Origin of the sequence: Curtobacterium poinsettiae, assembly GCF_025677645.1 — a bacterium.
In the GTDB taxonomy this organism is placed as follows: Bacteria; Actinomycetota; Actinomycetes; order Actinomycetales; family Microbacteriaceae; genus Curtobacterium; species Curtobacterium poinsettiae_A.
The window spans coordinates 2,759,421-2,776,145 of record NZ_CP106879.1 but is presented as its reverse complement, the minus strand read 5'-3'; the positions used below and the strand labels follow the sequence as shown (position 1 = coordinate 2,776,145).

Below are 16,725 nucleotides of genomic sequence, written 5' to 3'. Positions count from 1 at the left end.
ATCTGTCGCTTTCGCTGTTGTGACGGTCCGCGGGCCGCGAGATCTGTCGCGTCCGTGGGATGGGGACGAAGCGTGACGGACCGGAGGCGCGGAGCGGGCCCGCACCGTGCCTCCAGTCCGTCACGCGGTCGGGTCGGCGCGCTGGGCGCGACGCAGGGTCAGGACCTCGGGGCCGGCCGCGGTGACCGCGACCGTGTGCTCGACGTGCGCGGCACGCGAGCCGTCGACGCTGCGCAGCGTCCAGCCGTCGTCGTCCTGGTAGAGCTCGTCGGTGGTCTGCATGAGCCACGGCTCGATCGCGACGACCAGTCCCGGCCGGAGCTTCAGGCCACGACCCGGACGGCCGTCGTTCGGCACGTGCGGGTCCCCGTGCATCGTGCGACCGACGCCGTGTCCGCCGAACTGCAGGTTCACCTCGTGTCCGGCCTCGTGTGCGACGCGACCGATGGCGTGCGAGACGTCGCCGAGCTTGTTGCCGGGAGTCGCCTGGGCGATGCCGGCGGCCAGTGCCCGTTCGACCGTGGCGATCAGCGCCTGGTCCTCGTCGCGCGGCGTCCCGACCTGGACGCTGACCGCGGAGTCCGCGACCCAGCCGTCGACGCTCGCGGCGAAGTCCAGGCTCACGAGGTCGCCGTCCTGCAGGGTGTGGTCGTGTGGCAGGCCGTGCAGGGCGGCGTCGTTGACCGAGGTGCAGAGGTTCTTGCCGAACGGCGACATGCCGAACGACGGGTGGTAGTCGACGTAGCAGCTCTCCGCCCCGCGTTCGGCGATCATCCGGGCCGCGACGCGGTCGAGGTCGAGGAGGTTGACGCCGACGTCGACGGTCTCGAGCAGCTCGTCGAGGACGTCGGCCACGAACCGGCCGGCGACGCGCAGTCCGTCCAGCTCGGCGGGGGTGCGGAGTTCGATCATGGGACCATCCTCGTCGTTTTGTCTCCCGCGCTCTCTGTGGCAGTATTGATCGCTGTGCCCTGGCTGGACTCTGCCACGGGGGAGTCGCCGACACCGGGCACGCACCACCACTTTCCGAACCTTCGATCCGCGGCGACCCGTGCGCGTCCGCAGAGAGTGAAACCCACCATGAGCCAGCTCCTCGACAACGTCGACGCAGCATCGCTGCGTACCGACGTCCCGGACTTCCGTCCCGGCGACACCATCAAGGTGCACGTCAACATCATCGAAGGCACGCGCTCGCGTATCCAGGTCTTCCAGGGAGTCGTCATCGGCCGTCAGGGCCACGGCATCGGCGAGACCTTCAAGGTCCGCAAGGTGAGCTTCCAGGTCGGCGTCGAGCGCTGGTTCCCGGTGCACTCGCCGATCATCGACCACATCGAGATCGTCACCAAGGGTGACGTCCGTCGTGCGAAGCTCTACTACCTGCGCGAGCTCCGCGGCAAGGCGGCCCGCCGCAAGATCAAGGAGAAGCGCGACGCCTGATCGCCTTCACAGTGAACGTCCGCGAGCCGGACGCCGCTGCGAGCCCCTCGTCCATGTACGGTTGTGCATCGACGGGGGGCTCTTCCCATTGCGGGGAGACAGTGGTTCGAACGAGAGCGGAAATGACGGACACGACAGAGGATCCCGGGCGCAGGCCACGTGCCGAGAAGCAACGGAACGGAGTCCTCACATTCCTTCGTGACCTCGTCATCATCTTCATCGCCGCACTGCTCGTGTCGTTCCTGGTCAAGACGTTCCTGATCCGGTCGTTCTACATCCCGTCGGCGTCGATGGAGAACACGCTCCAGATCAACGACAGGGTGATCGTCAACGAGCTCGTCCCCGGCGCCGTGGCGCTGAAGCGGGGAGACGTCGTCGTGTTCAAGGACCCGGGCGGGTGGCTCACCGGGTCCGAGGTGCCGAGCGTCACGCCGGACACCCAGCCCGCGAAGGCCATCGACTGGGCACTGACCCAGGTCGGTCTCGGCACCGGTGACAGCGACGACCACCTGATCAAGCGCGTCATCGGTCTGCCCGGTGACAAGGTGTCCTGCTGCAACGACCTCGGGCAGATGTCGGTGAACGGTGTGCCGATCAAGGAGCCGTACCTGAAACTGCCTGCCGGCGCTCCGGCCTCGGCGACCGACTTCTCGGTCACCGTGCCGAAGGGCACCATCTGGGTGATGGGCGACAACCGGAACGACTCGAAGGACTCCCGGTACAACGGGGACACACCGTCGAAGGGCTTCGTCCCGATGTCCGACGTCACGGGCCGCGCGTTCGTCATCTCGTGGCCGGCGAGCCGCTGGACGTGGCTCGACGACCATCCCGAGGTGTTCGCCGGCGTGGAGGAGCGCGACGAGTGACCGCCGTCCGTCCGTCGCTCCGGGTCGAGAAGCGTCTGCTCGCCGAGGGCCGCGTGACGGTCATCGGCATGGACGAGGTCGGCCGTGGCGCCATCGCCGGTCCGGTCGGCGTCGGGGTGGCCGCGGTGACGCTCGACATCGGCCGAGTGCCCCAGGGGCTCGCGGACTCGAAGCTGCTCTCCGAAGCGCGCCGCACCGACCTCGTGCCCGTCGTGCAGCGATGGGCGCGCACGGCGGTCGGCATGGCCTCGGCGGACTTCGTCGACCAGCAGGGCATCGTCCCCGCCCTCGGTGCTGCCGGTGCGCAGGCGCTCGGCTCCCTGGTCGCCGACGGGGTGTCCCTCGACGGTGCGGTGGTGGTGCTCGACGGCTCGTTCGACTGGCTGAGCCGCGCTCTGCCCACGTCGCTCCGTCCGGCCGCAGATCCGCTCGAGGTCGTCGTCCGGATCAAGGCCGACCGCGACTGTGCCTCGGTGGCTGCGGCGTCCGTGGTGGCCAAGGTCGCTCGTGACGCGCTCATGATCTCCGCGCACGACGAGGCTCCGCACTACGGGTGGGTGTCGAACAAGGGCTACGGGTCGACGGCGCACTACGACGCGATCCGGGCGATCGGGGCGCACGCGCTGCACCGCAAGTCGTGGTTGCACCAAGCCTCGAGCGTCGCACTGGACGGGTTCGACGAACTCGACGCCGTCGCCGGTTGAGCCGGTCGTCCGCACGGGCCTCCGTCGCCGTAGACTGTGGGCGCAATGGATGAGGACGAATTCGACGACTACGACCGCGAGGTCGAGCTGGCCCTGTACCGCGAGTACCGCGACGTGGTGTCGCAGTTCCGTTACGTGGTCGAGACGGAGCGCCGTTTCTACCTGGCGAACGAGGTCGAACTCGTGCGCCGTGACACGGAGCACGACTTCTACTTCGAACTGACGATGAACGACGTCTGGGTCTGGGACGTCTACCGTTCCGACCGGTTCGTCAAGGGTGTCCGGGTACTCACGTTCAAGGACGTGAACGTCGAGGAACTCACGACGCGGGAACTCGAACTGCCGAAGGAACTCGCACTCGACGAGTGATCGTCAATTTCCTTTCTCCTGCTTCTTTCTCGATGAATCGCCGCTGATCCGGAACGGCGGAGAATTGTTGGCGCTATTCTGATGGGGAAATAACCGCCCCACGAACAGGAGCACCCCATGGCACAGAAGGTCACCGTCCAGCTCGTCGACGACCTCGACGATTCCCCCATCACCACCGGTGAAGGCCGGACGGTCGAATTCGCGTTCGACGGCTCGTCGTACGAGATCGACCTGTCGAACGACAACGTCGACAAGTTCCGCGAGGCGATCTCCGACTACATCGCCGCAGCGCGCAAGGTCTCCGGTCGTCGCACCGGCGGCGGTTCCGCCCCGAAGTCCGCCCCCAGGCGCGGCAACTCGGAAGAACTCGGCAAGATCCGCGAGTGGGCCAAGGAGAACGGGTACGAAGTCTCGTCCCGCGGCCGCATCTCGACGCAGGTGCAGGAAGCTTACGCAGCAGCGCACTGACGCTCGTTGCAGCAGGACCTGGGTGATCTCGATCGCCCGGGTCCTTCTTCTTCCTCCACAGGAGCAATTGGCCCGCACTGATTCCACAGACTCTCCGCATCCGCCGATCGGGGTGTTCGTTCCGGAGATCGTTGTCGTGGAGGCAACGACATGGAACACGACGTGCAACGCGCACCGGGGCGGTCGCTCCGGAACGGCCGACTCGGACGATTCGGTGAAGAACGAGCGGTGGCCTGGCTCGAAGCACGGGGATTCCGTGTGCTCGAGCGGAACTGGCGATGTGCCCGTGGTGAGATCGACATCGTCGCGTGGGATTCCTGCACGCTCGCCTTCATCGAGGTGAAGACCCGTTCCGGCGCCGCGACCGGTCACCCGTTCGAGGCGATCACGGCGACCAAGCTCAGCCGGATGCGGCGACTCGTGCCCGAGTGGTTCGACGCGCACCCCGAGACCTCGGCGCGTGCCGTCCGGGTGGACGTCATCGCGGTCCACGTCGACGGTCCCCGCACCGTCGTCGAGCACCTGGCAGGTGTGCTGTGACCGGCATCGGGCGCGCTGCCGCGGTCGCGCTCCTCGGTGTCACCGGTCGGCGCATCGAGGTCGAAGCGCACCTGACCAGTCAGCTCCCGACGTTCAGCATCATCGGTCTGCCCGACACCTCGCTGGGTGAGGCACGGGAACGCGTGCGATCCGCAGCGGCGAACGCGGGGTGTCCGCTGCCCGCCCGCCGGATCACCGTGAACCTGACCCCGGCGGCGATCCCGAAACGCGGTTCGGGGTTCGACCTCGCCATCGCGATGGCCGTGCTCGCCGGTGCCGGTCTCGCGCCGGACGTCTCGGAGCGCATCGTCTACATCGGCGAGCTCGGCCTCGACGGGCGGGTGCGTCCGGTCCCCGGCGTGATCCCGATGCTGATCGCCGCGCGCGACGCCGGTGTGGACCGTGTCGTCCTGCCCGTCGGCAACCTGACCGAGGCCCGTGTGGTCAGCGGGGTCCGGATCCGTGGTGTGGACTCGTTGCGTGCGGCGGCGATCGATGCCGGGGCGCTCCTGCCGACGGTCGAGGTCGATCCGGTGCTGCCGGTTCCGGTCACGGCTGTGCCGCGTCCCGTGGCCGAGCTGTCGGACGTCGTGGGGAACCCGGTCGGCGTCCGAGCGCTCATCGCGGCGGCGGCCGGTGGACACCACGCACTCCTGCTCGGGCCGCCGGGCGCCGGCAAGACCATGCTCGCCGAACGGCTGCCCGGGTTGCTGCCCGACCTCGACGACGAGACCGCGCTCGAGGTGGCCGCGGTCCGGTCCGTCGCCGGGCTGGGCCCCGCGTCGTGGAGCACGAAGCCACCGTGGGAAGCCCCGCACCACTCCGCGTCGGCGGTGTCGCTCATCGGCGGCGGATCCGGGGTCCTGCGCCCCGGAGCCGTGTCGCGCGCCACCGGGGGCATCCTGTTCCTCGACGAGGCACCGGAGTTCCCACGGGCCGTGCTCGACGCGCTCCGGCAACCGCTCGAGTCCGGGCGGATCACGATCCACCGTGCGGCGGGAGCGGCCGAGTTCCCCGCACGATGCCAGGTCGTCCTGGCGGCGAACCCCTGCCCGTGCGGCAACGCCGGTGGTGCACACGGGCAACCGTGCGAGTGCTCCCCGAGCACCGTCCGCCGGTACCTCGGCCGGATGTCGGGGCCGCTGCTGGACCGGATGGACATCCGGGTACGGGTGCCCCGGGTGACGACGGGCCGGATGCGGGACGCGGACGGCAACACCCCGACCACGGCGGTCGCGCGTGCAGCGGTCGCGGCGGCCCGCGCCCGGATGGCGGAGCGACTGCACGGGACGGGATGGACGCGCAACGCCGAGGTCACCGGGACGTGGCTCCGGGCCGAGGGGCGCATCGAACCCGGGTCGACGGCAGACCTCGACCGCGCACTCGACCTCGGCACCCTGACGATGCGCGGCTGGGACCGCGTGATGCGACTGGCGTGGACGCTGGCCGACCTCGACGCGGTGGAGCGGCCCACGGGTGCGCACGTCCGCGGTGCCCTTGCCCTGCGGAGCGCGCTGTGATGCCGGCGGGCACGGAGCTCCTCGACACCGTGGCGCGCCTGCTCGGGCCCCGCGGCGCCGCGGTGGACCCGGTGCAGGCCGCGGCCCGCGTCGCCTGGTCGGCCATCGTCGAACCGGGGGACTCCGTCGCCGGAGAGCTCCTCACCGGCCTCGGACCCGAGCGCGCGCTCGGTGCGGTGCTGCTCGCGGCGGACGGGGACTTCGATTCGCTGCTGGGATGTTGCGTCGACGCCGAGGTGCCGGGTGCCGAGGACCCCGCGGTGCTGCTCGGTGTGCTGCAGACCGCGGTGGAACGCTGGCGGCCCCGATTGGCCGCTGTCGAGGTGGGCGACGTGCTCGCGGCCGCCGGTGCTGTCGGTGCCGGGCTCCTTGTCCCCGAGAGCGACGGGTGGCCGTCGGCGATGGACGACCTCGGGCCGCACGCGCCGGTGGTCCTCTGGACGCGCAGCTCGGGTGCACGCCTCGGCGACGGGATGTCGGCGTTGGGTGTCGTGGGGTCCCGGGCGAACACGGTGGCGGGTGCTGAGGCCGCGGCGGAGATCACCTCGACGGCGGCGGACGCGGGAGTCCGCATCGTGAGCGGGGGTGCCTACGGCATCGACGCGGTGGCGCACCGTGTCGCCGTCGCCGCCGGGACGCCCACGGTCGCCGTCCTGGCCGGTGGCATCGACCAGCTCTACCCGGCGGGGAACGCACAGCTGCTCCAGAACGTGGCGCGGCAGGGGGCGTTGCTCGCCGAGTCCGCACCGGGGACGCGACCGACGCGGTGGCGTTTCCTCGCCCGGAACCGGCTGATCGCCGCGCTCGCCGACGTCACGGTCGTGGTCGAGGCCGGCGCCCGGTCCGGCGCGCTCAACACGGCCCACCACGCCGCGCAGCTCGGTCGCCCGGTGTTCGCGGTCCCGGGTGCGTTCGCGTCCTCGGCATCGGTCGGGTGCCATCGACTCATCGCACAGGGGCGGGCGCAGATCGTCGTGCACCCCGGCGATCCGGTCGCGGCGGCGAGACCGGCGACCGGGATGAGCGGGGGAGCGGTGCCGGACGAACCGCTCCTGTCCGGTCGGCAGGACCCCGATGTGCTCCGGGTGCTCGACGCGCTCGGTCGTCGCGCCCTGCCCGAGGCGGAGATCGCCCGCCGGGCCGGGATGTCGACGTCCGACGTCGCCGACGCGCTCGCGCTGGCGCAGCTGCAGGGACTCGTCGTCGCGAGCGGCGGCGGGTGGGGTCGGGCATGACGGTCGGCAGCCGTACGCTGACGTCGTGGTTGCGCGGACGGACGGTCGACTCGTGGTGGCGGTGGACGCCTTCCTCGGGCACGCCCGGCATGCGCGGGGCCTCAGCGAGCAGACTCTCCGCGCGTACGCCAACGACCTCGAGCAGCTCGTGGCGTTCGCGGACGCCCGAGGGGTCGACCGCGTCGCCGACGTCGAGCTCGAGCTCCTGCGTGACTGGCTGTGGGATGCCGACCACCGGGGGCTCGCCCGGTCGACCATCGCTCGGCGGTCCTCGTCCGTGCGGGCGTTCACGCGTTGGGCGAGCGAGACCGGGGCGACAGCGGCGGACGCCGGGGTCCGGCTCCGGGCCCCGAAGGGTGGGGCACACCTTCCCCGCGTGGTGTCGGCCGACCAGGTGCGCGCCCTGCTCGACGGGCTCGGTGCCCGAGCGGCGACGGACGATCCGACGGCGCTGCGGGACCTGGCCCTGGTCGAGCTCCTGTACGCGGCGGCCATCCGGGTCAGCGAGCTCGTCGGCATCGACGTGACCGACGTCGATCGGGGACGCCTGACCGTGCGGGTGCTCGGCAAGGGCGGCAAGGAACGCGTGGTGCCGTTCGGGGTGCCGGCGCGGGACGCACTCGAGGCGTGGCTCGAGCGCGGACGGCCCGCCCTCGCCGCACGGGCCGAGGGACCGGCAGGCACGGCGCTGTTCCTCGGCGACCGTGGCACGCGACTCGGCGTCCGCAGCGCCTACCGCGTGGTGGCGCGGTTGCTCGGTGACCTGCCGGGCGAGGGGCCGAGCGGGCCGCACACCTTCCGGCACACCGCGGCGACGCACCTGCTCGACGGGGGAGCGGACCTGCGCGCGGTGCAGGAACTCCTCGGACACGCCAGCCTCGGCACGACGCAGATCTACACGCACGTGTCGTCGGCCCGGCTGCGCGAGGTCTACCGGACGGCACACCCGCGCGCCTGACGGTGCGCCGATGTACGTCCCGGTCGGCTCCGCTCACCCGGGCCAGGCCGACTCGGGCAACAGCACCGGCCACTCGGCTGGTGGAAGGTACGCCATCGGATCGACGTAGTGACCGTCCACGCGAGCACCCAGATGCAGGCACGGCGCCGACGTCGGACAGTGCCCGACCGAGACGCGGCCGACCGGCGCGCCCCGCACGACCTCGTCACCGGCGGCCACCAGGGGCGTCACCGAGTCGAGCGTGCTGACCAGCCCGTCGCCGTGGTCGATCGTCACGACGGTGCGGCCGCCGACCGCGCCGGCGAACGCCACGGTGCCGTCGTCCACCGCCGAGGCAGTGCTGCCGAGGGCGCCCGGGACGTCGAGGCCCCGGTGGCCGGCGCCGTAGTCCGAGGACGGTGCCTCCCACGCGCGCTCGACCACCCGCGATCCGGTGGGCCAGACCCAGCGAGCCTCGACCCGGCCCCGATCGGTCGCAGCGTCCGCGGACGACCCGGCTCCGGTCGACGACGCAGCAACGAACACCACGGTTCCGCTCAGCACCGTCCCGCTCAGCACCGCCGCGCACACCACGGACAGCAGGACGGGACGTGCGCTCGATCGCATCTCCCCAGCCTGGGCGGCGGAACCCGGCCCCGATGCGGGCGGGGGCGATCCGTGGAGGGGGAGTCGCGCCTCCAGGCCTGGGGAGGGAAAAGAGGGCGGCGGATGCGACAGCACCGACCGCACGCCGTCCCGATCGCGCCCCGGTTATGACCAGATCCCGAGCGAGGAGTACAGTCGGGGCCGCTCCGGAACACGCAACGCCGCTCGGACGGCGAACCAGCCGACCGCCGGGGCACCGTGCTGCACAACTGCACGGCGGCAGAACCCAGGAGCATCGTGTCCACCACGACCACCGGGCACGGCGAAGACCGTGCGTTCAAGGGGAAGGTCACCCTGTTCGCCATCGCGGCGGCGGTCGGTGGCTTCCTGTTCGGCTTCGACTCGTCCGTCATCAACGGCGCCGTCGACGCGATCAAGGGCGAGTTCGACCTCTCCGACGCGGCCAGCGGTTTCGCGGTCGCATCGGCCCTGATCGGCTGCGCGTTCGGCGCCTACTTCGCCGGCCGCCTCGCCGACCGCTACGGCCGCACCCGGATCATGTTCTGGGCCGCCGTGCTGTTCTTCGTCTCGTCGATCGGTTCGGCGTTCGCGTTCGCGACGTGGGACCTCGTGATCTGGCGTCTCGTCGGCGGTCTCGGCATCGGTACCGCGTCGGTCATCGCACCGGCGTACATCTCCGAGGTGTCCCCGAAGGCGATCCGCGGGCGGCTGGCCTCGTTCCAGCAGCTGGCGATCACGCTCGGTATCTTCGCCGCGCTCCTGTCCGACCAGCTCTTCGCCGTCACCGCGGGCAGCGCCTCGGCCGAGGTCTGGGGTCTGGCCGCCTGGCGCTGGATGTTCCTGGTCGGGGTGATCCCCTCGGTCGTCTACGGCGTCCTGGCGATCACGCTGCCGGAGTCCCCGCGCTACCTGCTCACCAAGGGCCGTGCTGACGATGCGCGCGTCGTGATGGGCAAGATCGTCCCGCGCGACACCGTGAACACGAGCCTCGAGGAGATCCAGGACGGCATCAAGAAGGAAGCCAACGAGAAGAAGGGCTCCATCCGGGGCAACCGCTTCGGGCTCCAGCCGATCGTCTGGGTGGGCATCATCCTGGCCGTGCTGCAGCAGTTCGTCGGCATCAACGTGATCTTCTACTACTCGACGACGCTCTGGCAGGCCGTCGGCTTCAAGGAGGAGGACTCGTTCCTCATCTCCACGATCACCTCGGTGGTCAACGTCGCCGTCACCTTCGTGGCGATCTTCCTGGTCGACAAGGTCGGCCGCAAGCCGCTGCTCGTCGCCGGTTCCGCGGGCATGTTCGTCTCGCTCACCATGGTCGCCATCGCGTTCTCGCAGGCGACGATCGTCGACGGCAGCCCGAGCCTTCCCGGCTCGTGGGGCGTCATCGCGCTGGTCTTCGCGAACCTCTTCGTGGTGTCCTTCGGCGCGACGTGGGGTCCGCTCATGTGGGTCCTGCTCGGCGAGATGTTCCCGAACCGCATCCGCGCCACGGCGCTGGGCGTCGGCTCGGCCGCCAACTGGATCGCGAACTTCATCGTGACGATCTCGTTCCCGGTGCTCTCGGGCTTCAACCTGACGGTCACGTACGGCATCTACGCGCTGTTCGCGCTGCTGTCGCTGTTCTTCGTCATCGCCAAGATCCCGGAGACCAAGGGCCGCTCGCTCGAGGAGATGGGCATCTCCGCCGACGGCGACACGGTGGACGCCAAGGCCTGATCGGCCGGTCGCACCGCGTCCGTTCCGCACGGATCACCGGTCAGGAGGCCCGGACCACGTCAGCCGCGAGGCGAGCGTGATCCGGGCCTCCGTTCTGTTAGCATCTATCCAGCAGCGTGCTGACGCGCGCTGACTTCGCGTGTCCACCAAGCCCTCAGGGGCTCGGTACCCGACCACCGGTCCTGCTCTCGCGAGCAGGCGGTCGCGTGCCAGGACACCAGGGACCACGACCGACGGTCGTGATCGACACAACCGCAACAGGTCCGCAGCGACGTGCGAGAGCACGGCTGCGCGCCGAGAACACAGAAGGAGGACGGCACATGGCCGTCGTCACCATCCGCCAGCTGCTCGACAGCGGCGTCCACTTCGGACACCAGACCCGTCGGTGGAACCCGAAGGTGAAGCGATTCATCCTCGCCGAGCGCTCGGGCATCCACATCATCGACCTGCAGCAGTCGCTGGCCTTCATCGACCGCGCGTACGACTTCGTCAAGGAGACGGTCGCGCACGGTGGCACGATCCTCTTCGTGGGCACCAAGAAGCAGGCCCAGGGCTCCATCGCCGAGCAGGCGACCCGCGTCGGCCAGCCGTACGTCAACCAGCGTTGGCTCGGCGGTCTGCTCACGAACTTCCAGACGGTCTCCAAGCGCCTCGCGCGCATGAAGGAGCTCGAGGAGATCGACTTCGACGACACGACGAAGGGCTTCACCAAGAAGGAGCTCCTCATCAAGAAGCGCGAGCTGGACAAGCTCCACAAGACCCTCGGTGGTATCCGCAACCTCACGCGGACCCCGAGCGCGCTCTGGATCGTCGACACCAAGAAGGAGCACCTCGCCGTCGACGAGGCGCAGAAGCTCGGTATCCCGATCATCGGCATCCTCGACACCAACTGCGACCCCGACGAGATCACGTACCCGATCCCGGGCAACGACGACGCGATCCGCTCCGTCGGCCTCCTGACCCGCATCGTCGCCGACGCCGCGGCCGAGGGCCTGAAGACCCGCCACAACGGCGGCGACGAGGACGAGGCCAGCGAGCCCCTCGCCGAGTGGGAGCAGGAGCTCCTCGGTGGCGAGACCGCCGCCACGACCGAGGCGCCCGCCGCCCCGGTCGAGGAGAACGATGCCGACGCGCAGGTCGCCGCGAAGGAGATCGGCGAGCCGATCGCCGACGAGGCGAAGAACGCGGAGCCGACGGCCGAGGCCGAGGCAGCCGCGGAGACCACCCCCGCCGAGTGAGTCGCCGGGGCGCCGGACCCCACCGGGTCCGGCGCCCCGACTGCACACCACTCTCCACACACGTACAGTCCAGAAAGGACTCCAGTCAATGGCAAACTTCACCGCTGCTGACGTGAAGAAGCTCCGCGAGGACCTCGGCGCCGGCATGATGGACGCGAAGAACGCGCTCGTCGAGGCCGACGGCGACTACGACAAGGCCGTCGAGCTGCTCCGCATCAAGGGTGCGAAGGCCGTCGCCAAGCGCGACGACCGTGCCACCTCTGAAGGCGTCGTCGTCGCGACCTCCGAGAACGGCGCCGCCACGGTCGTCGAGCTCGCGAGCGAGACCGACTTCGTCGCGAAGAACGAGAAGTTCACGACCCTCGCCGACAAGGTGCTGGGCGCGGTCGCCGCTGCCGGTGCCGCCGACGTCGCCGCCGCCAACGCCGCACCGCTGGACGGCAAGACCGTCCTCGAGGTCGTCAACGAGTCGGCTGCTGCGCTGGGCGAGAAGCTCGAGGTCCGCACGGTCCGCCGTGTCGAGGGCTCGGCCTTCGAGATCTACCTGCACAAGACCAGCCAGGACCTGCCGCCGCAGATCGCCGTCGTCATCGCGTACGAGGGTGACAACGCCGCCGAGGCACGTTCGATCGCACAGCACGTCGCGTTCGCGAACCCGACGTACCTGACCCGCGACGAGGTCCCGGCCGAGGCCATCGAGAAGGAGCGTGCGACCGTCGAGGCGATCACGCGCGAAGAGGGCAAGCCCGAGGCTGCGCTCCCGAAGATCGTCGAGGGCCGGGTGAACGCCTACATCAAGCAGGTGTCGCTCCTCGACCAGGACTACGCGAAGGACAACAAGATCTCCGTCGCGAAGGCCGCCGAGAACGCCGGCATCACGATCCAGGGCTTCGCCCGCGTCAAGGTCGGCGCGTAACGAACCCGTGACGGGGTCAGGAACCAACCAGGTTCCTGGCCCCGTTTTTCGCGCGCGCCGGCACGACACGCGCGCGACACATCCGCGAGTACATTTCCACGAGACCACGACGAAGGGTGCGGACCAGATGACCGACGAGAAGACCGGACGACGCCGCGTTCTGCTGAAGCTGTCGGGAGAGGCGTTCGGCGCCGGCTCCCTCGGGGTGAACCCCGACGTGATCGGCACCATCGCCAAGGAGATCGCCGTCGCCGCGCGCGAGGTCGAGATCGCGATCGTCGTCGGCGGGGGCAACTTCTTCCGCGGAGCCGAGCTCTCGCAGCGCGGCATGGACCGCGGGCGCGCCGACTACATGGGCATGCTCGGCACGGTGATGAACGCTCTCGCGCTGCAGGACTTCCTCGAGCAGGCGGGAGCTGCAACCCGGGTGCAGTCCGCCATCGCGATGACCCAGGTCGCCGAGCCGTACATCCCGCGGCGCGCCGAGCGGCACCTCGAGAAGGGCCGGGTCGTCATCTTCGGCGCCGGTGCCGGACTGCCGTACTTCTCCACCGACACGGTGGCGGCGCAGCGTGCGCTCGAGATCAAGGCGGACGAGGTCCTCGTCGCCAAGAACGGCGTGGACGGCGTGTACACCGCCGACCCGAAGAAGGACGCCACCGCTGAGAAACTGCACCACGTGACCTACCAGGACGCGCTGTTGAAGGGCCTCAAGGTCGTCGACGCCACCGCGTTCTCACTCTGCATGGACAACGGCATGCCGATGCACGTCTTCGGCATGGAGGGCGACGGCAACGTCCAGGCCGCGATCCGTGGCGAGCGCATCGGCACCGTCGTCAGCAACTGACCCCCGGCGCTGACTAGACTCGACGCCAGTACCGAAGGAGTAACACCGTGATCAGTGATGTCCTGACCGAAGCCACCGAGAAGATGGCGAAGGCCGTGGAGGTCGCCAAGGACGACTTCTCGACCGTCCGTACCGGCCGGATCAACGCCGCGCTCTTCCAGAAGATCCCGGTCGACTACTACGGCACGCCGACGCCGCTCGCGCAGCTCGCGTCCCTGCAGACGCCCGAGGCCCGCACGCTCATCGTCACGCCGTACGACAAGTCGGCGCTCAAGGAGATCGAACGCTCCATCGCGACGTTCCCGAACCTCGGCGCCAGCCCGACGAACGACGGCGACATCGTCCGCGTGACGATCCCGGAGCTCACCAAGGACCGCCGCAGGGAGTTCGTGAAGCTCGTGCGGACGAAGGGCGAGGACCACAAGGTCGTCATCCGGAACATCCGCCGCAAGGCCAAGGACGACCTCGACGCGCTCAAGGGTGAGATCTCCGACGACGAGATCTCGCGTGGCGACAAGGACCTCGAGGCCCTGACGAAGAAGCACGTCGACCAGATCGACGACGCGCTGAAGAAGAAGGAAGCCGAACTCCTCGAGGTCTGATGCGTCGCTCCGACCAGGGCGAGGACCGCCCCACAGCAGAGCACGGGCCCGCGTCGAGCGGGCCCGTGAAGAAGGGGCTCCGTCAGGACTTCGATGCGCGTGCACGAGCGGCGCGCACCGACTTCGAGGCGCAGCTCCGCCAGCGGAAGGCCGACTTCGGCGCGCGCAACGAAGCGCTGACCGCGCGGACCGGGCGCAACCTGCCGGCGGCGATCGGCATCGCGCTCGCGTTCGCGGTCGTGATGCTCGGCACGCTGCTCCTGTTCACGCCCTCCTTCATGGTGGTCGCGGCGTTCCTGCTCGGGGTCGGCGTCTACGAGCTGACGAGTGCGATGCGGTTCGCCGGGCGCGACGTCCCGCGGATCCCGAGCGTCGCCGTCGCGATCGCGGTCGTGCCGGCGGCGTTCCTGCTCGGGCAGGTGGCGGCGCTGTTCACCCTGCTCGGCGGCATCGTCCTGATCAGCGCCTGGCGACTGGTCGAGGTCGCCCTCGCGCGGCAGAAGCCCCCGGCCGGCAACGTCGCCCGAGACCTCACGAACGGGCTGTTCGTCCAGGCCTACATCTCGCTGCTCGGCGCGTGCGTCGTGCTGCTCTCCGCCCAGCCCGACGGCAACCTCTGGGTGATCGGGTTCATCCTCGTCGTCGTCGCGGTCGACACCGGCGCGTACGCCACCGGGCTGAACCTCGGCAAGCACCCGATGGCTCCGCGCATCAGCCCCAAGAAGACGTGGAGGGCTTCGCCGGGTCCGTGGCGGCGAGCATCGTCGTCGGCATCCTGGTGGCCGTGTTCATGCTCGGGCTGCCCTGGTGGACCGGTGTCCTGCTCGGTGTGCTCATCTCCGGTTCGGCCACGCTCGGCGACCTGACCGAGTCGATGATCAAGCGTGACCTCGGCATCAAGGACATCTCGTCGTTCCTGCCCGGACACGGTGGCCTGCTCGACCGCATCGACAGCATCCTGCCGTCCGCCGCGGTCGCCTACGTGCTGTACCTGATCGTCAACCACTGACCGCGCCCGTCCCGGGCTGAACGCCGCACTCAGCGCGTCCAGGTTGTGCCATGGCGGGGGACTGGCAGAATGACGCCGTGGCCACCACCTTCCCGACCGCAGCCCGTTCCGCCCTCGGTTACGACGTCGACGAAGTCGAGCGTTTCCTCGAGGACGCCCGGCGCGCGTACTCCGCCGACGACAGCGCCCCCGGCATCGAAGCCGCGAAGATCCGCGCCACGGCGTTCTCGATGCGCAAGGGCGGGTACTCCACGTCGCACGTCGACGCCGCACTCGAGCGACTCGAGGACGCCTTCGCGGCCCGCGAGCGTGAGCGGGAGATGAGCGAGGTGGGCAAGAAGGCCTGGTACGCCGAGGCGCGGACGAAGGCCTCCGACGTCGTGGCGCGGCTCGAACGGCCCGACGGGCAACGGTTCAGCCGGGTCAGCGTGCTCGGCACCGGGTACCACCCGAAGGACGTCGACGCGTTCGCTGCCCGGCTGGCCGGGTACTTCCGCGAGGGCAAGCCGCTCAGCCTCACCGAGGTCCGCTCGATCGTCTTCCGCCCGAAGCACGGCGGGTACCGCGAGGCGCAGGTCGATGCGCTGCTCGACGCCGTCGTCGAAGTGATGCTCGCTGTCCGGTGACGACGCGCTGTCCCCAGGTGCTTCGCTTTCCGTGATCGTTCCGTTACCCTGGTCCTACTCATGGGCAGGCACACGGCAGACTCAAGCTCCGACCGCGATACCCGCGAGCACCTCAGCCTCCAGGCTTCCGGTGAGCGCCGCGCGGCAATGCAGCGAACCCGCACGACGGAGACGTCGGCGTTCGGGGTGACCCCGCAGGCAGCGCCCGCGGCGACGGGTCCGGTCGCCATGCCGAAGTCGGTGGCGGCGAACCGCGTCTCCGACGAGCGTGTGGCGTCCTTCGCCCACGATGCCCTGGTTGACGCTGACCAGCGTCCCGCGAAGCAGCGCACCGCGACGGTGCAGCGCCGCGCGACGCCGAAGCTCGGCAAGCCCGCCGCTTCGTCGGTGAACGCTGTGACCCGCAAGCGTGCGGTCGCACCGATGATGTCCTTCGTCGGCGTATTTCTCTTCGTCGGCGGCTCGCTGTTCAACCCGCTGCAGGCCGACGTGGCACAGGCCGCCGTCGACACCCCGGTGCTCGTGAAGACTCCGCAGGCGCCGCAGCAGTACACCGCGCACGGCACCTACGCCGTGGCCGCCGCCGACCGTGACGGCTACGACGTCACCGTCCCGGCCCCGAAGGTCGTCAAGCCCGTCGTCGAAGAGGCCGACGCCGACGCCGAGACCACCGACGACAGCGCGGACGCTGCGGCCACCGAGACCCAGCCGGTCTCGGCCGCCAACACGCTCGCCGCGACCGCCGCGACGCCCGACCCGGGCAGCGCGCAGGCCATCGCCCTGCAGCAGGTCACGGCTCGTGGCTGGGGCACCGATCAGTACAACTGCCTGGTCTCGCTGTGGAACAAGGAGTCCGGCTGGCGGGTGAACGCCTACAACCCCAGCGGTGCGTACGGCATCCCGCAGGCCCTCCCCGGCAGCAAGATGGCCACGGCCGGCGCCGACTGGCAGACCAACCCGGCGACGCAGATCACCTGGGGTCTCAACTACATCGCCGGCGTCTACGGCACCCCCTGCGGTGCCTGGGGGCACAGCCAGGCCAACAACTGGTACTGATCGGCTGCT

18 protein-coding genes and 1 pseudogene are annotated in these 16,725 nt (G+C 70.0%); 17 read left to right on the top strand and 2 right to left on the bottom strand.

Annotated features, from left to right (window positions below):
* Nucleotides 1-120 precede the first annotated feature (120 nt).
* The gene (gene map, locus OE229_RS13250) at nucleotides 121-912 is read right to left on the bottom strand and encodes a type I methionyl aminopeptidase (protein WP_262138409.1); all 792 of its coding nucleotides are present in this window, start codon (nucleotides 910-912) and stop codon (nucleotides 121-123) included.
* Between the two features lie 168 nt (nucleotides 913-1,080).
* On the opposite strand from map, the gene rplS reads away from it, so the two are divergent.
* From rplS to OE229_RS13205, 9 genes are all read left to right on the top strand, one after another.
* Nucleotides 1,081-1,437 carry a 50S ribosomal protein L19 gene (gene rplS, locus OE229_RS13245; RefSeq protein WP_017888254.1) on the top strand — a complete coding sequence of 119 codons (357 nt, stop codon included), beginning with the start codon at nucleotides 1,081-1,083 and terminating at the stop codon, nucleotides 1,435-1,437.
* A gap of 122 nt (nucleotides 1,438-1,559) precedes the next feature.
* Entirely contained in the window at nucleotides 1,560-2,303 is a 744-nt protein-coding gene (lepB, locus tag OE229_RS13240) for a signal peptidase I (RefSeq protein ID WP_182065606.1), read from the top strand.
* Nucleotides 2,300-3,007 carry a ribonuclease HII gene (locus OE229_RS13235; RefSeq protein ID WP_262138407.1) on the top strand — a complete coding sequence of 236 codons (708 nt, stop codon included), beginning with the start codon at nucleotides 2,300-2,302 and terminating at the stop codon, nucleotides 3,005-3,007. Before lepB ends, OE229_RS13235 begins: the two co-directional genes overlap by 4 nt.
* 45 nt (nucleotides 3,008-3,052) lie before the next feature.
* Nucleotides 3,053-3,376 (top strand): DUF2469 family protein, encoded by a 324-nt coding sequence (locus OE229_RS13230; protein WP_017888251.1) that lies wholly within the window; start codon nucleotides 3,053-3,055, stop codon nucleotides 3,374-3,376.
* A gap of 117 nt (nucleotides 3,377-3,493) precedes the next feature.
* Complete coding sequence (locus OE229_RS13225) at nucleotides 3,494-3,844, top strand: histone-like nucleoid-structuring protein Lsr2 (protein WP_262138405.1); 351 nt, start codon at nucleotides 3,494-3,496, stop codon at nucleotides 3,842-3,844.
* Between the two features lie 150 nt (nucleotides 3,845-3,994).
* Nucleotides 3,995-4,384 carry a YraN family protein gene (locus OE229_RS13220; protein ID WP_262138404.1) on the top strand — a complete coding sequence of 130 codons (390 nt, stop codon included), beginning with the start codon at nucleotides 3,995-3,997 and terminating at the stop codon, nucleotides 4,382-4,384.
* Entirely contained in the window at nucleotides 4,381-5,904 is a 1,524-nt protein-coding gene (locus OE229_RS13215) for a YifB family Mg chelatase-like AAA ATPase (RefSeq protein ID WP_262138403.1), read from the top strand. The genes OE229_RS13220 and OE229_RS13215 overlap by 4 nt, the downstream gene beginning before the upstream one ends.
* Complete coding sequence (gene dprA, locus OE229_RS13210) at nucleotides 5,904-7,139, top strand: DNA-processing protein DprA (RefSeq protein ID WP_262138401.1); 1,236 nt, start codon at nucleotides 5,904-5,906, stop codon at nucleotides 7,137-7,139. The genes OE229_RS13215 and dprA overlap by 1 nt, the downstream gene beginning before the upstream one ends.
* Nucleotides 7,140-7,164: 25 nt before the next feature.
* Complete coding sequence (locus OE229_RS13205; protein ID WP_262138400.1) at nucleotides 7,165-8,097, top strand: tyrosine recombinase XerC; 933 nt, start codon at nucleotides 7,165-7,167, stop codon at nucleotides 8,095-8,097.
* Between the two features lie 33 nt (nucleotides 8,098-8,130).
* Here OE229_RS13205 and OE229_RS13200 read toward each other — a convergent pair whose 3' ends face one another.
* On the bottom strand, nucleotides 8,131-8,703 hold the full coding sequence (locus tag OE229_RS13200; protein WP_262138399.1) for a murein hydrolase activator EnvC family protein: 573 nt from the start codon (nucleotides 8,701-8,703) through the stop codon (nucleotides 8,131-8,133).
* A 276-nt stretch (nucleotides 8,704-8,979) separates the two neighbouring features.
* Here OE229_RS13200 and OE229_RS13195 point away from each other — a divergent pair, with 276 nt between their 5' ends.
* The 8 genes and pseudogenes from OE229_RS13195 to OE229_RS13155 all read left to right on the top strand — a co-directional run bounded on the left by OE229_RS13195 (nucleotide 8,980) and on the right by OE229_RS13155 (nucleotide 16,716).
* Entirely contained in the window at nucleotides 8,980-10,422 is a 1,443-nt protein-coding gene (locus OE229_RS13195; protein ID WP_259362783.1) for a sugar porter family MFS transporter, read from the top strand.
* A 320-nt stretch (nucleotides 10,423-10,742) separates the two neighbouring features.
* Nucleotides 10,743-11,660 (top strand): 30S ribosomal protein S2, encoded by a 918-nt coding sequence (rpsB, locus tag OE229_RS13190; RefSeq protein ID WP_027465874.1) that lies wholly within the window; start codon nucleotides 10,743-10,745, stop codon nucleotides 11,658-11,660.
* An 88-nt stretch (nucleotides 11,661-11,748) separates the two neighbouring features.
* A complete protein-coding gene (gene tsf, locus OE229_RS13185) occupies nucleotides 11,749-12,576 on the top strand; it encodes a translation elongation factor Ts (RefSeq protein ID WP_027465873.1) in 828 nt (275 codons plus the stop codon).
* A gap of 127 nt (nucleotides 12,577-12,703) precedes the next feature.
* Nucleotides 12,704-13,423 carry a UMP kinase gene (gene pyrH / locus OE229_RS13180; protein WP_071406376.1) on the top strand — a complete coding sequence of 240 codons (720 nt, stop codon included), beginning with the start codon at nucleotides 12,704-12,706 and terminating at the stop codon, nucleotides 13,421-13,423.
* Between the two features lie 47 nt (nucleotides 13,424-13,470).
* Complete coding sequence (gene frr, locus OE229_RS13175) at nucleotides 13,471-14,025, top strand: ribosome recycling factor (protein WP_262138397.1); 555 nt, start codon at nucleotides 13,471-13,473, stop codon at nucleotides 14,023-14,025.
* Nucleotides 14,025-15,034: pseudogene (locus tag OE229_RS13170) on the top strand (phosphatidate cytidylyltransferase). Before frr ends, OE229_RS13170 begins: the two are co-directional and overlap by 1 nt.
* A 77-nt stretch (nucleotides 15,035-15,111) precedes the next feature.
* Nucleotides 15,112-15,660 (top strand): DivIVA domain-containing protein, encoded by a 549-nt coding sequence (locus OE229_RS13160; RefSeq protein ID WP_071406375.1) that lies wholly within the window; start codon nucleotides 15,112-15,114, stop codon nucleotides 15,658-15,660.
* A 147-nt stretch (nucleotides 15,661-15,807) separates the two neighbouring features.
* The gene (locus OE229_RS13155; protein ID WP_262138394.1) at nucleotides 15,808-16,716 is read left to right on the top strand and encodes a lytic transglycosylase domain-containing protein; all 909 of its coding nucleotides are present in this window, start codon (nucleotides 15,808-15,810) and stop codon (nucleotides 16,714-16,716) included.
* Nucleotides 16,717-16,725 lie beyond the last annotated feature (9 nt).

Excerpts from the sequence above, each read along its gene's own strand:
- map (WP_262138409.1), bottom strand. The coding sequence starts at position 912 with ATGATCGAACTCCGCACCCCCGCCGAGCTGGACGGACTGCGCGTCGCC.
- rplS (WP_017888254.1), top strand. The coding sequence starts at position 1,081 with ATGAGCCAGCTCCTCGACAACGTCGACGCAGCATCGCTGCGTACCGAC.
- lepB (WP_182065606.1), top strand. The coding sequence starts at position 1,560 with ATGACGGACACGACAGAGGATCCCGGGCGCAGGCCACGTGCCGAGAAG.
- OE229_RS13230 (WP_017888251.1), top strand. The coding sequence starts at position 3,053 with ATGGATGAGGACGAATTCGACGACTACGACCGCGAGGTCGAGCTGGCC.
- OE229_RS13225 (WP_262138405.1), top strand. The coding sequence starts at position 3,494 with ATGGCACAGAAGGTCACCGTCCAGCTCGTCGACGACCTCGACGATTCC.
- OE229_RS13220 (WP_262138404.1), top strand. The coding sequence starts at position 3,995 with ATGGAACACGACGTGCAACGCGCACCGGGGCGGTCGCTCCGGAACGGC.
- dprA (WP_262138401.1), top strand. The coding sequence starts at position 5,904 with ATGCCGGCGGGCACGGAGCTCCTCGACACCGTGGCGCGCCTGCTCGGG.
- OE229_RS13200 (WP_262138399.1), bottom strand. The coding sequence starts at position 8,703 with ATGCGATCGAGCGCACGTCCCGTCCTGCTGTCCGTGGTGTGCGCGGCG.
- rpsB (WP_027465874.1), top strand. The coding sequence starts at position 10,743 with ATGGCCGTCGTCACCATCCGCCAGCTGCTCGACAGCGGCGTCCACTTC.
- tsf (WP_027465873.1), top strand. The coding sequence starts at position 11,749 with ATGGCAAACTTCACCGCTGCTGACGTGAAGAAGCTCCGCGAGGACCTC.
- pyrH (WP_071406376.1), top strand. The coding sequence starts at position 12,704 with ATGACCGACGAGAAGACCGGACGACGCCGCGTTCTGCTGAAGCTGTCG.
- OE229_RS13155 (WP_262138394.1), top strand. The coding sequence starts at position 15,808 with ATGCAGCGAACCCGCACGACGGAGACGTCGGCGTTCGGGGTGACCCCG.